The following is a 13,597-nucleotide window of genomic DNA, read 5'->3' on the forward strand; positions in this document are numbered from 1 at the left end:
CGGTGGGACCTACTCCGTCTCGCCCGGTCGAGCGCCGCGGGCCAGGGCGTCCTGGTATTCCTTGACTGCCTTGAGCCTCTGCATCGGCTTCAATCGCTCGAACATGGTGTTGCCGTGAAGGTGATCGATCTCATGCTGCAGGCACACGCAGAACAGGTCGCCCGTTGCCTCATAGCGAATCAGGTTGGCATCCAAGTCGTACGCCTCAACGACAACGTGATCGGGACGCTCGATCTCGCAGCTAATGCCCGGAATGGACAGGCAGCCCTCGCTAAACGGCACCAGGTGATCGCTCTGCTCAACGATCACGGGGTTGATGAGCACATACGGGTCGTAGTCATTCTTGTCGCTGTAGTCGCAGTCGATGGTGACGAGCTGAATGAGCTCGCCGATCTGCGGGGCAGCCAGGCCGCAACCGCCGTTCTCGAACATCATCTTCTTCATCTTCTCGGCAAGCGCCTCGATCGCCGGAGTGATCTCCTCGATGACGGCGCACTCCTGGCGCAGACGAGGGTCGGGCGACAGTACGATTCCGTTGGCTTCCATGGCCATCCTTTCGGGTTGTTACATCAAATCATAGGCGTCGACGTCAACGCTCACGCTCACGCCGCGCACGGAGCCCACCTCTTTGAGACAGGCGTCGATATCATCAGAGACATGGTACCCTACCGGCGACTTCACAAGCAGATGGAAGCGATAACGGTCCTTGGCTCTCTCGATTACACACGAAGCCGGACCCAGCACCTGCGGCACGGCACTCCCCGCCCGCAAATAGTCGGGCGCGGCGGCATGCCAGCGGCGCTTGAGGAGCTTCGCGATGCGGCCGATGTAGTCCTGCGCGTCGTCTCGGTTCGCCGACCACACCAGGATGTTGACCAGGCGCACGAACGGCGGATAGAGGGCGTCGCGACGTTGGTCCAGGTCGTAGTCGGTAAAGATCGAGCGGTCGTGCTCGGCGACGGCTCGAATGACCGGGTCCTCGGGCAGGTAGGTCTGGATGATGACCTCGCCGGGGCGATCGCCACGACCGGCGCGACCCGCCACCTGCTCCAGCAGATCGTAGGCGCGCTCCCCTGCTCTAAAATCGGGCAGCTTAAGGGCAAAGTCGGCATTGACGACGCCCACGAGCGTGACCTCGGGAAAATCGAGGCCTTTGGCGATCATCTGGGTGCCCAGCAGCACCGCGCAATCGGCGGCGTCGAACTGCTCAAGCAGCTTTTTATGCGCGTCCTTGCCGCGCGTGGAATCGGCGTCCATGCGAATAATGGCGACGTCATCGGGCAGCATCTGGCGCAGCGCGTCCTCGATCTGCTGCGTGCCCAGGCCCATTTTTGCCAGGTAGCGGCTACCGCACTTGGGGCAGCGGCTCGTGGGTGCCGGATACGGCTGCACGCGCCAGGAAGATCCGCAGGTATGGCACTGCAGTGTGTGCGTGCGCTCGTGATACGTGAGCGCCGTGGAGCAGTGATTGCAGGTGGGGACGCAGCCGCACTCGCGGCACATCAGGAACGGCGCAAAGCCGCGACGATTGTGCAGCAGCACGGCCTTCTCGCGACGCTCGACCACGCGCTCGAGGCCTTCCAACAGCGGTTTTGAGAACATGGAGCGGCTGCCGTGTGCGAACTCACGGCGCAGGTCGGCGATTCGGACCGTGGGCAAGACCGCGTGTCCGGGGCGCTCGGGCATCTCGACGCGCGTCCAGGTGGCGCCGTTGTACGTGCCGCGGCGGCAACGATCGAGTGCCTCGGCAGAAGGCGTGGCCGAGCCCAGCACAAGAGGACAGCGATAGCGGCGCGCCATCTCGGCAGCCACCTCGCGCGCATGGTAGCGCGGGCTGGACCCCTGCTTGTAGCTGGTCTCGTGCTCCTCATCGATAATGATGAGGCCCAGGTCGCTGAGCGGGCAGAAAAGCGCCGAACGTGCTCCGACGACCACGCGGGCCGCACCGCTCGCGACCATATCCCACTGGTCCAGACGTTCGCCGGCCGAAAGGCGCGAATGGAAGACCGCGACCGTCTCGCCAAAACGCGAACGGAAGCGGCCGACGGTCTGGGCCGTCAGCGAAATCTCGGGCACGAGCACGCAGGCCGAACGGCCGGCGGCCAACACGCGCTCGATGGCGGAGAGGTAGACCTCGGTTTTGCCGGAACCAGTGACGCCATCGACGAGCGCCACGTCGCCGTGGGCATCGAGGCGGGCACGCTCAATCTGCGCGAGCGCCTGTTGCTGGCCTTTCGTGAGCGAAACCGGTGCCTTGCCGCTTGCCGAAGACAGCGTGGTCTGCTCGCTGCAGCCACGCCACGCGCGGCGCTCCTCCACCACCACGACGCCGCGTTTTTCGAGTGCCTTGATAGTCGCCGACATGCTGTTGTAGAGCAGGTTAAGGTCGCGCGTCGTGACCGGGCCGCACTGGAGCGCCTCGATAAGCTGGCGCTGGCGAACGGCGGTCTTGGGCGGTGTATAGTCGAAGCCCTCGGGCGTGAGCATGACCCAACGGTTTTGAATAGGCTTGACGGCGGGGCGCTCAACCGACCATGCGCCGTCATCGCCCTTGACCACGCGCGGGCTACCGCCCGGAGGCAAAAACAGGCGCAGGCACTCGGAAAGCGTCGCGACATACTCGCGGCTCATCCAGCGCGCGATGCGGGCAGCCTCGGCGGTAAAGAGCGGTTTGCTGAGGATGGCTTCGACGGGCTTGATGCGCGAAGGGTCGAGGGCGTTGTTGCCTTGCAGGTCACCAAGCTCGGCCGCAATATCGACGATGTAGCCTGCGGCGGCACGATTGCCAAAGTGGACCAGGACCGTCGATCCGACCTGGGCCTCGTTGGCAAGGGACTCAGGGATGCCGTAAGCAAACGGTTCGGACAGCGCACGGGTGGGGATGTCGAGAACCACGCTCGTGTAGGCGGCGATGGGCTCAGGCGCAGGCTCGGGCTTGGCCGAGGCAGCAGCGGATGCCGGTGCCGCCGGAGTCTCCTCCGGTTCCGGCGAACCAAACAGCGAAAGTTGCTCGGCCATGGCCCCAGCACCTCCTATCCCATGCGTCTACAGAAACAAGAGCCCCGCTCTGAGTGAACGGGGCTCGGATACATACGTTTGCGCAGCGATTACAGCGCCATCGCGCGGGCGCGGTCGATGCGCGCCAGGCAGTCGTCGCGGCCGACGAGCGCCATGGTCTCGCCCAGCGGAGGGCTCACCATGTTGCCGCAGACGGCGACGCGCACAGCCTGGAACACCACGCGCTTCTTGAGGTCCATCTGCTCGGGCAGCGGCTCAAGCGCGGCGTCGATGTTGGCGGCGGTCCACTCGTCCACGCCCTCAAGCGCGGCCTTGGCGGCGTCCAGAATGGCGCCCATGCCTTCCTTGGCCAGGCCCTTGTTGACGGACTTCTCGTCATACTCGAGCGTCTCGGCCGTAGCGAAGATGGGAGCGGCGACGGTCACGGCGTCGGCCGGCATCTTGGTGCGCGGCTTGACGATGGCGGCAAGCGCGTCGATCCAGTCCTCGCCATACTCGACATTACCTTCGATGAGACCCGCCTCGTGCAGCTCGGGGACCATGATCTCGTCGGCAAACTGAGCATCGGACATGCCATTGATGTACTCGGCGTTGACCCAGTCAAGCTTCTTGGGGTCAAAGGTCGCCGGATTCTTGGAGATGCGGTCGAGCGAGAACTTGCTGGCCAGGACATCGCGCGGGATGATCGTGGTCTCGCCGTCGAGCGACCAGCCGAGCAGAGCCAGGTAGTTGACGAAGGCGTCGGACAGGTAGCCGGCGTCGCGGTACTCCTCCACCGAGGTGGCGCCGTGGCGCTTGGAGAGCTTCTTGCCGTCGGCGCCCAGGATCATGGAGATGTGGGCGAACGTGGGCACAGGCGCGCCGAGAGCCTCGTAGACCATGACCTGACGCGGGGTGTTGGACAGGTGGTCGTCGCCGCGGATGACATGGGTGATCTTCATCATGGCGTCGTCGACGACGGTCGCGAAGTTGTACGTGGGCGTGCCATCGGAGCGGAAGATGACAAAGTCGTCGAGCTCCTTGGCGTCGAAGGTCACCTCGCCGTGGACGGCGTCGTGGATGACGACGTCGCCGCGGTCCTCGGGCACCTTGATGCGCAGGACGTAGGACTCCCCAGCCTCGATGCGGCGGCGGGCCTCCTCGGGATCAAGATCGCGGCAACGGCGCTGATAGCCCTGGAAGGGGTCCTTGCGCTCCTGCGCGGCCTTGCGGTCGGCGTCGAGCTGCTCCTTGGTGCAGAAGCAGGGATATGCCTTGCCCTCGTCCCAAAGCTTCTGAGCGGCCTGCTTGTACAGGTCCAGGCGCTCGGTCTGGGCGTAGGGGCCAAAGTCACCGCCCACCTCGGGACCCTCGTCCCAGTCCAGGCCCAGCCAACGCATTGCGCGCAGGATGATCTGCGTGTTCTCGTCGGTGGAGCGGGTGGGGTCGGTGTCGTCGATGCGCAGGATGAACGTGCCGCCGTTTGCACGGGCGAAAGCCCAGTTATAGATAGCGGTACGGGCGCCGCCGATGTGCAGCTTGCCCGTCGGTGAGGGTGCAAAGCGGACGCGAACGTCTGATGCCATGGAAATCTCCTCGATTGCAGGATGGATGTCTAACTGCATCAGTATAAAGCATCAAAGCAGCCTCCGCACAAAGGGCACCGACCTACTCATTGGGGACAGACTTAAATGACCATTCTTTGGGCAACCTGTCAGCACTTAGGTAAGGCTGGTCATTTAAGTCTGTCCCCAATGAGTAGGTGCGGAAAGGGTGTGAATGTTTGATTTACGCGCTATGATGTGCCCTTGCATAGAGAGCCCGGCGGAATGGTAACGGTCGCCGGGACACGTTATTGAAAGGACAATCATGTCAGAAGAACTTCGTTCCATCCCACCCCAACACGGGTCCTTTGTTTTTACGTCGGAGTCGGTGACCGAAGGTCATCCCGATAAGATCGCTGACCAGATCAGCGACGCCGTCCTCGACGCAATCCTCGCCAAAGAAATAGAGCTGCAGGAGCAGGGCTACATCGCCCCCAACGGCGTGCCCGCGAACGTGGAGAACGTCCGCTGCGCCTGCGAGACCCTCGTGACCACCGGCACCGTCATCGTCGCCGGCGAGATTCGCACCCAGGCCTACGTCGACGTACAGGAAATCGCCCGCAGCGTTATCCGCCGCATTGGCTACAACCGTGCCAAGTTCGGTTTTGACTGCGACACCTGCGGCGTTATGAGCCTCATCCACGAGCAGTCGCCCGATATCGCCCAGGGCGTTGACGAGTCCTTCGAGACCCAGACCGGCGCTACCACCGACCCGATCGACCTGATCGGTGCCGGCGACCAGGGCATGATGTTCGGTTATGCCTCCAACGAGACCAAGACCCTCATGCCCATGCCGCACTACCTGGCAAGCCGCCTGGCCGAGCGCCTGGCCGCCGTGCGTCACGACGGTACCCTCGCCTATCTGCGTCCCGACGGCAAGACCCAGGTCACCGTGCGCTACGAGGAAGGCAAGCCCGTCGAGGTCACGACCATCGTCATCTCCACGCAGCACGCCGCCGAGATCGAGGACATGGGCAAGATCAAGGCCGACCTCATCGAGCACGTCATCACCCCGGTCATGGCTGCCGAGAACATGCCGTGGGACAACGCGGACATCTACGTGAACCCCACCGGTCGCTTTGTCGTGGGCGGCCCCATGGGCGACACGGGCCTGACCGGCCGCAAGATCATCGTCGACACCTACGGCGGCTACGGCCGTCACGGCGGCGGTGCCTTTAGCGGCAAGGACTGCACCAAGGTCGACCGCTCCGCCGCGTATGCCGCGCGTTGGGTCGCCAAGAACGTGGTCGCCGCCGGTCTGGCCGACCGATGCGAAGTCGAGCTTGCCTACGCCATCGGCGTTTCCAAGCCCCTCTCAATCATGGTCGACACCTTCGGTACCGCGCATGTTGCCGAGGACAAGATCGTCGAGGCCGTAGAGAAGACCTTCGACCTGCGCCCGGGCGCAATCATCCGCGACCTAGACCTGCGTCGCCCCATCTACGAAAAGACGGCAGCCTACGGTCACTTCGGCCGCGAAGACGCCGACTTCACCTGGGAGAAAACCGACCGAGTCGAAGAACTCAAAGCAGCCTGCGGCCTGTAAGCCAACGGCAAAAGCTGCAGCCAAATATCGACGCATCAAAAGAAGTACCGCCCCCAACCGGTACTTCTTTTTTATTTAAACGGTGGTAAGGATGCTTCGATATGAGCCTACGCTGCGTCACCAGCTAATGAATTTTGCAGCACACGCGCCTCTACCATGTATCCTTAGTTCCGAGGGCTTTGGTATTTGGTCGATCGCGAGTTCCGCACGAGCCGGAGGCCACTTAATGTGGCCTCCGTGCGAGCAGGACTGTCCGAGCAGGCGACCAAATACCAAAGCCCTCGGGACGACGGGATAGAACAGGAGCACCCATGGCAGGCAAGCCACAAACACTAGCTACGACCTCGGCATTCGAGATCTTGGGCCCCGTCATGGTCGGCCCCAGCTCATCGCACACCGCCGGCGCCCTGCGCTGCGCCCAAGTTGCCGCCAGCCTGCTGGAAGGCCGCATCACCAAAGTCACCTTTGGCCTGTGGAACTCCTTCGCCCAAACCTACCGCGGCCACGGCACCGATCGTGCGCTCGTCGCGGGCATCCTGGGCCTCGACACCGATGACGAGAACATCAAGCAGGCCTTCGACCTCGCGCACGAACAGGGCCTCGAATATCACTTTGACATCAAGGGCGACGACGCCTCCATCCACCCCAACACCGTCGACATCGACATGGTCGACGACACGGGCGCAACGGCACAGGTCCGCGGCGAGAGCCTGGGCGGCGGCAAGATGCGCATCAGCCGCATTAACGGCGTCGGCGTCGATATCTCGGGCATGTATTCCACGCTCTTTGTGGCGCACAAGGACGTTCCCGGCGTGCTCGCCGCGCTCACCAACCTGCTTGCCTACGCGCACGTGAACATCGCCTTCTGCCGCACCTACCGCACCGAGGTGGGCGGCCAGGCATATTCCGTCTTTGAGACTGATGGCGCTCCCGACGATACCGTCATCCCCATGCTGCGCAAGCTCGACAATGTCGATTACGCCACGTTTATCGAGCTCCCGGGCTCGGCCTCGTCGCTCTCCCCCGGCGTCTCGGCCAAGGAGATCTTCGACGACGGCGAACAGCTGCTCGATGCGTGCGCCGAGCTCGGCCTGAATATTGGCGCCGTTATGGCCGTGCGCGAGGCGCGTCTAACCGGCGAGACCCACGCCGTCGCCGCCATGCGCCGCGTGCTCAATGTCATGCGCGAGGAGACCACGGCCCCCATCGCCAATCCGCAGCGATCGCTCGGCGGACTTATCGGCGGTGAGGCCAAACTCGTCGATGCCACCGGCCGCAACGACCTGAGCTCCAGCTTAATGGGCGCCGTGCAGACCGACGCCGTGGCCCGCGCCATGGCCGTGCTCGAGCGCTCCGCCACCATGGGCGTCATCGTCGCCGCCCCCACGGCCGGCTCCGCGGGCGTCGTCCCCGGCTGTGTGCTGGCGCTCGCCGACCACCTGCAACTTGATGACGAACAAGTCATGGACGCCCTCTATTGTGCCGCCGCCATCGGCCTCAACCTCACCACGAGTGCCTGCGTCGCCGGCGCCGAGGGCGGCTGCCAGGCCGAGGTCGGCAGTGCCGCCGCCATGGCTGCCGCCGCGCTGGTCCAGATGCTGGGCGGCACACCCGAGCAGGCGCTCGACGCCAGCTCCATAGCGCTGAGCAACCTGTTGGGCCTCGTTTGCGATCCCGTCGGAGGCCTTGTCGAGGTGCCCTGTCAAAACCGCAATGCCATCGGCGTGGCAGCGGCCTTTAGCTCGGCACAACTCGCCCTCGCAGGCATTAAGAGCCTGGTGCCGTTTGACCAAATGGCACATGTCATGCTCTCGGTGGGTCACGCGTTGCCGGCCACGCTGCGCGAGACGGCAAAGGGCGGCATCGCGCAGGCTCCGGCTGCACTTTCGGCCTGTGCAAAATGCGGTGTGTGCGGATAACGGCAAAGAACGACTCAAAGGTGGGACAAATGTCCCACCTCTTTTGAATGCCACCGTTTCCGTACCACAAACAGCAGGGCAATCGCTATAATGCAAGCCCAGTAAAAACACGATGAGCCATAAGGCGAAATTCGAAGGATATGCATACGATGTCGCAAAACGATCGAACTCAACTGATTCCCGATCCGCAGCAGCCGAGCAGGCACACCGGTGGCGTTCAGTCGCCGCGTCCTATCGCGCCGAGCCACGGTCAGCAGCGTAGTGCAGCAAACGCTTCCCAACGCCCGAACCAACAGCGACAGCAGCGTCAACAACGTCAGCAGCGCCAGGCAAACGGCAATGCGCCCAAGCAGCCCCCCACGCACGCTCGAGGCGATCGTGGCCCCGCGCACAAACCCGCCGAGAACAATAAGTCGGGCAAAAAGACGACGCTCTTTGTCGTCCTGGGTCTAATCGTCATTGTCTATATCGTAGGCGTCGTAGCATTTTCGCAGGTAGCCTACCCCAAAACCACCATCGTCGGCGTCGACGTCTCGTTCTCCAACGCTTCGTCTGCCGCCACCAAGGTCAATTCGGCATGGAAGCACTATAAGCTCACCGTGACAGGCGATGACTTTAACTGGACCTATCAGCCCGAGTCCGATGAGCCCATCGTCGACGGAGAGGCTGCCGCAAAAGAGATCATCAGCCACAACGAAGCCTTTATATGGCCGGTCCGCCTTGTGGAATCCTTAAGCGGCAAAACCAAAACAACCGCTACCTCCAACGAAGTCGATCTTGATCAAGACGTCGACCTGTCAATGCTCTCCGACACCTTTGACCAAAAGAAATTTGAGAAGGATCTGGGCGCCGCCATTGAAGAGTTTAACGAGGGCCGTTCGGGCACGTTCGAGGCCAATAGCTCCTATGACGAGCAGGCCGGCAAGTTTACCGTCGAGAAGGCGCGCTCCAACGAAAAACTCAACCGCGAGCATGTCATTAAGTATGCCGAGCTCGAGCTTGCCTCGCTGGCCGAGTCCGTAGATCTTTCCAAGCTCGGCAACGATGCCTATGAGCCGCTCAATGGAACGCTGACCGATGATCAGATTCAGGCCGCATGCGATGCCGCCAACAACTTCCTAGGCGTCAACGTGACCCTCAAGCTCAACGGCGAGGATGCCGGCAAGGTTGATGGCAGCTCCGTATTGCAGTGGATCAGCTTTGCCGATCCGGCCAGCCCCACGCTCGATACGTCACAGATCAGCAGCTGGGCAGCCGAGCTCGCTAACGGCTTTAATACCGTGGGCTCCACTCGCTGGTGGACGCGCGCCGATGGCAAGCAGTGCGCCGTCGAAGGCGGTGACTTTGGTTGGTCCATCGACAGCAGCTCGCTCGCCAAGCAGGTCGAGGACGCCATTAACAACAAGCAGACCGGAGAAATCGAGATCAAGTACTCCCAGAAGGCCGACACCTTTACCGCAAAGGGAGAGCCCGACTGGAAGGCGTATATCGACGTAGATCTGTCCGAGCAGCACGCGCGCTACTACGACGAGAACGGCAATATCGTGTGGGAGGCCAACTTTATTTCCGGCAAACCGGGCGAAGACGCCACCCCCGAGGGCGTGTGGCAGATCAACAGCAACGACGGCGGCAGCACCCTGATCGGAGCCAAGGACCCCGAGACCGGCAAGCCCAAATACGAGAGCCCGGTGAGCTACTGGATGCCGTTTGAGGGCAATATGATCGGCTTCCACGACGCCACCTGGCAAAACGACAAGAGCTTCGATAATGCCGAGTCGTACAAGTGGTGCGGCAGCCACGGTTGCATCAACCTGCGCCTGACAGACGCCAAGGCACTTCACGACTGCATCAAAGTCGGCCTGTGCGTGGTTGTCCACTCGTAGTGCAACGCGCACATTCCTACAACATGGAGCTGCTGCGACCAATCTAACAGTTCCGAAAGAAACCGTCCCATGCGCCCGCCCCAACCGGTGGGCGCATATACTAATCGAGGTACTTTCTATAAAGGAGACGCTATGCCGAATGTCCCCACGACCACCCCGGGCCCGGATGATACCGAGCACACGCCCGAAGGTGTCACCGAAACGATTCCTCTGATTACAAACGCACATGCCGACAAACAGAGCGGACGCGCGAACGATGCGACCGAGATTTCCGATGAAGAGGCATATGCCAAGCTCAAGGCAAAGCGTGCCGAACGTCGACGCAAAAAGCTGATTCGTCGCGGTATTGCCGCCGGCGTCGTGGGTTCCATCGCGCTCATTGCCATTGTCGCAACCCTGGTTATCAATGCGCAGCCACAGGGCGCTAGTGGGCCTGTGACCGACATGGTGACCGAGGGCGCGTTTACCACAACGGTCGAGGCGAAAGGCCAGCTCAAACCCATTACGTCCTCAGTGGTCTCCCCTTCTGTCGACGGTACGGTCGATTCGATCAACGTGCAGGCAGGCCAATCCGTCAACGAGGGCGACGTGCTTATGACCATCAAAAACGACGAGCTCGACCGCAACGTTGCCGAGGCGCAGCGTGCAGTTGCAGCCGCCCAGGAAGACCTCACCAACGCACAGAAAGCCGCCGCTGCCGCGCAGGCCACCCCAACGACGGACGTCGATGGAGCTTCCGCAGCGGCTGGCGTCTCCGCCGCATCAGCGGACACGAACGTCGTATCGGCCGCGCAGCGCAGCCTCGCTTCGGCCCAGGCAAACCTCGATCAGGCGAATGCCAAGGCAGCCAGCCGTACGGTCACGGCCCCGAGCTCGGGTAGCATCGTGGAGCTCAACGCCAAGGTGGGCGCCACGGTAACAGGCGGCATGATCATGGGCGAAAGCGACACGAGCGGCGGCAAGCAGTGCATGCAGATCGCCGACCTGTCCAAAATGAAGGTGACCGTGCAGGTGGGCGAAAAGGACATCGCCAAGATCGCCGTTGGGCAGAGCGCCAACGTCACGTATCCCGCGTTTCCCGATATCGTGAGCCAGGGCACCGTCACGGCTATCGCGTCGGTGGCAAACTCCGACGCCGCCAACGGTGGCGGCGGCAGCGTAACCTTTAACGTCGACATCCTCATCGAGGCGCCCGACGCGCGCCTGAAGCCGGGCATGACGGCCGAGGTATCGGTGGTGACCGAGCAGCTCAACGACGTGGTGATGGTGCCGACGATGGCGCTCATGACTGAAGACGGCGAACACTATTACGTCAACGTGGCGACTGATGACGAGGGTAAGCAAACCCGTCGCGTGAAGGTGGCCGTCGTGACGCAAAACGACAACGAAGCCGTAGTCGGCAAGACACAGGTCAAGCGCGACGACCAGGGCAACGAGATCAACCCCAACGTGCCGGTTACCAAGCTGCGCGATGGCGACACCCTCGTCATGGACACCGGAGCGAACGCAACGGCTGACGGCGGCTACAGCGCGGATTCGGGCAGTATGTCTGACGATGAGGGCATGTAATGCGTCCCGTTATCGACATCCGCAACGTACACCGCATCTTTGAGAGCGAGGCGGCTTGCGCCCACATCCTGCACAACGTGAGCCTAGCGGTAGAACCCGGCGAATTCGTCGCTATCACCGGCCCCTCGGGCTCGGGCAAATCAACGCTCATGAACATCCTAGGCTGCCTGGACAAACCGACGGCGGGCGACTACTACCTGCAAGGGCTCAACGTGGCCGAGCTCGACGATGACGAGCTCACCGAAGTCCGCGCCCTGAGCATTGGCTTTGTCTTTCAGAGCTTCAACCTGCTGCCGCGCCTGTCGGTTATCGAAAACGTGATGCTGCCGCTGGCCTACACCAATGTGCCCCGTAGCCAGCGCGAGATGCGCGCCGTGCACGCGCTGCAGGCCGTCATGCTGCCCGTCGACCACTGGGACCACCGCATATCCGAGCTCTCGGGCGGCCAGATGCAGCGTGTCGCAATCGCGCGCGCCCTCGTCAATGACCCGCCCATCATCCTAGCCGATGAGCCGACGGGAAACCTGGACTCCGCTACCGGAGCGCTTGTGATGGAGACCTTCCATAAGCTCCAGAAGCGCGGCAAAACCATCGCGCTTATCACACACGACCCCGGCATCGCCGCCGAGGCCGACCGTGCCGTGACCATCCGCGACGGTCGCATTCACGACGGCGCGTATATTCCACATGCACCGCGGACCCTACGCAGCACCGTAGATAGCCTGCCCATGATTTCCGCCTCCGCCAACCCGCCGAAAGGAGAGATGGCATGAGCGCCCGCGATCTCATCCAGGAATCCCTTCACTCGCTCGAGGCCAACAAGGGGCGCAGCCTGCTCACCATCCTGGGCATTGTCATCGGCATCGCCTCGGTTATCGCCATGACTTCGCTCATCGGCGGCATCCAAAACAGCCTGGTCAACAGCCTGGGCCTCAATGCGGCACGCATGGTGCAAATCTATTCGTCGCAAGAACTCACCGAGTCGGACATCGAGAAGCTTCAAAAACTGGTGCCGCAGATAGAGCAGATCGGCATTGTCGACAGCGCGTATACCGAGTACAAGACCGGCGATAAAAGCTATACCGTCATGGCGCAGGGCGTCGATAGCGACATGCTCGACGCCGTGGGGGCCAGCAAGCTCGTTGCGGGGCGCACCTATTCCCAGGCCGAGTCCCAATCAGGCTCGCGCGTGGCGCTCATCAGCCGCAACGGTGCCGATCAGCTTTACGGCAACGAACAGGATGCGCTGGGGAAAACCATCAAGGTTTCCAACGGCGAGGTGCAGATTGTAGGCGTGATTGATGGCGGCAGCGACTCCATGGGCTCGCTCACGTTGTATATGCCACGCGAAACCATCTCAGGCCTGTTTGGCGACGAGAATCCCTCATTCCCCAGCGTGACGGCACTTGCCGCCGAGGGCACGGACATGGATGAGCTCTGTAAGACCATCGAGTCCAAGGTGCGCGCGATGAAGGGCATCACGGAGGATGATGAGTACGACAGTGTATCGGCGACCTCCATGAAAAGCGCTATCGATGCACTCAACTCCTTTATGGGCGCGTTCTCGCTCATCATGGGTGCTGTCGCCAGCATCTCGCTGCTTGTCGGCGGTATCGGCATTATGAATATGATGCTTACCAACGTGACCGAGCGCATTCGCGAGATCGGCATCCGCCGCGCTCTGGGCGCCAGTCGTCGCGATATCACCGCGCAGTTTTTGGCCGAGTCCTCGGCGCTGTGCGTCACCGGCGGACTGTTGGGTGTCCTGATTGGCTATCTGCTGGCATGGGGTCTCACGTTCTTTGCCGCAAGCTCGGGCATCATGAGCGAGTTTGGAGCTACCGGGACGATCACGCCAAGCTTCTCCATTACGACAGTGTTGAGCGCGTTTGCCGTATCGGTCGGCATCGGCGTAATCTTTGGCTTCTATCCCGCTCGCCGCGCAGCAAAGCTCGACCCGGTGGAGTGCCTACGCTACCAGTAAGCCACCACCAACAAGTTGCGGTGAATTAGGGACTGAATATGCTATCTAGCAGCAAAAACAGACACTATTTCACCGCAACTTATTGAAGGGCTGCT

9 protein-coding genes are annotated in these 13,597 nt (G+C 62.1%); 6 read left to right on the forward strand and 3 right to left on the reverse strand.

Translation table 11 applies throughout. From position 1 onward, the window contains the following. Window positions 1–9 precede the first annotated feature (9 nt). The 3 genes from def to gltX form a co-directional block, all read right to left on the reverse strand. Entirely contained in the window at window positions 10–546 is a 537-nt protein-coding gene (gene def, locus I2G43_RS07690; protein WP_148331380.1) for a peptide deformylase, read from the reverse strand. 18 nt (window positions 547–564) lie between these two features. Then, a complete protein-coding gene (priA, locus tag I2G43_RS07695) occupies window positions 565–3,018 on the reverse strand; it encodes a replication restart helicase PriA (RefSeq protein WP_229071701.1) in 2,454 nt (817 codons plus the stop codon). A gap of 89 nt (window positions 3,019–3,107) precedes the next feature. Next, window positions 3,108–4,583, reverse strand: coding sequence for a glutamate--tRNA ligase (gltX, locus tag I2G43_RS07700; protein ID WP_195535713.1), 1,476 nt, complete (start codon window positions 4,581–4,583; stop codon window positions 3,108–3,110). Window positions 4,584–4,866: 283 nt separating this feature from the next. Between gltX and metK the strand changes: the two genes are divergently transcribed. From metK to I2G43_RS07730, 6 genes are all read left to right on the forward strand, one after another. After that, on the forward strand, window positions 4,867–6,147 hold the full coding sequence (gene metK, locus I2G43_RS07705; RefSeq protein ID WP_195535714.1) for a methionine adenosyltransferase: 1,281 nt from the start codon (window positions 4,867–4,869) through the stop codon (window positions 6,145–6,147). A gap of 311 nt (window positions 6,148–6,458) precedes the next feature. Continuing rightward, a complete protein-coding gene (sdaAA, locus tag I2G43_RS07710) occupies window positions 6,459–8,066 on the forward strand; it encodes an L-serine ammonia-lyase, iron-sulfur-dependent, subunit alpha (protein WP_195535715.1) in 1,608 nt (535 codons plus the stop codon). 149 nt (window positions 8,067–8,215) lie between these two features. Then, a complete protein-coding gene (locus I2G43_RS07715; protein WP_195535716.1) occupies window positions 8,216–9,949 on the forward strand; it encodes a L,D-transpeptidase in 1,734 nt (577 codons plus the stop codon). Window positions 9,950–10,081: 132 nt separating this feature from the next. Further along, window positions 10,082–11,518, forward strand: a complete 1,437-nt coding sequence (locus I2G43_RS07720; protein WP_195535717.1) for an efflux RND transporter periplasmic adaptor subunit — start codon at window positions 10,082–10,084, stop codon at window positions 11,516–11,518. Beyond that, window positions 11,518–12,291 (forward strand): ABC transporter ATP-binding protein, encoded by a 774-nt coding sequence (locus I2G43_RS07725; RefSeq protein ID WP_195535718.1) that lies wholly within the window; start codon window positions 11,518–11,520, stop codon window positions 12,289–12,291. Before I2G43_RS07720 ends, I2G43_RS07725 begins: the two co-directional genes overlap by 1 nt. Continuing rightward, window positions 12,288–13,502 carry an ABC transporter permease gene (locus I2G43_RS07730; protein WP_195535719.1) on the forward strand — a complete coding sequence of 405 codons (1,215 nt, stop codon included), beginning with the start codon at window positions 12,288–12,290 and terminating at the stop codon, window positions 13,500–13,502. The genes I2G43_RS07725 and I2G43_RS07730 overlap by 4 nt, the downstream gene beginning before the upstream one ends. Window positions 13,503–13,597: the final 95 nt, after the last annotated feature.

It is taken from the genome of Collinsella aerofaciens (assembly GCF_015557435.1).
Taxonomy (GTDB): Bacteria; Actinomycetota; Coriobacteriia; order Coriobacteriales; family Coriobacteriaceae; genus Collinsella; species Collinsella aerofaciens_Z.

Excerpts from the sequence above, each read along its gene's own strand:
- priA (WP_229071701.1), bottom strand. The coding sequence starts at position 3,018 with ATGGCCGAGCAACTTTCGCTGTTTGGTTCGCCGGAACCGGAGGAGACT.
- I2G43_RS07730 (WP_195535719.1), top strand. The coding sequence starts at position 12,288 with ATGAGCGCCCGCGATCTCATCCAGGAATCCCTTCACTCGCTCGAGGCC.
- def (WP_148331380.1), bottom strand. The coding sequence starts at position 546 with ATGGAAGCCAACGGAATCGTACTGTCGCCCGACCCTCGTCTGCGCCAG.
- gltX (WP_195535713.1), bottom strand. The coding sequence starts at position 4,583 with ATGGCATCAGACGTTCGCGTCCGCTTTGCACCCTCACCGACGGGCAAG.
- I2G43_RS07715 (WP_195535716.1), top strand. The coding sequence starts at position 8,216 with ATGTCGCAAAACGATCGAACTCAACTGATTCCCGATCCGCAGCAGCCG.
- metK (WP_195535714.1), top strand. The coding sequence starts at position 4,867 with ATGTCAGAAGAACTTCGTTCCATCCCACCCCAACACGGGTCCTTTGTT.
- I2G43_RS07725 (WP_195535718.1), top strand. The coding sequence starts at position 11,518 with ATGCGTCCCGTTATCGACATCCGCAACGTACACCGCATCTTTGAGAGC.
- sdaAA (WP_195535715.1), top strand. The coding sequence starts at position 6,459 with ATGGCAGGCAAGCCACAAACACTAGCTACGACCTCGGCATTCGAGATC.
- I2G43_RS07720 (WP_195535717.1), top strand. The coding sequence starts at position 10,082 with ATGCCGAATGTCCCCACGACCACCCCGGGCCCGGATGATACCGAGCAC.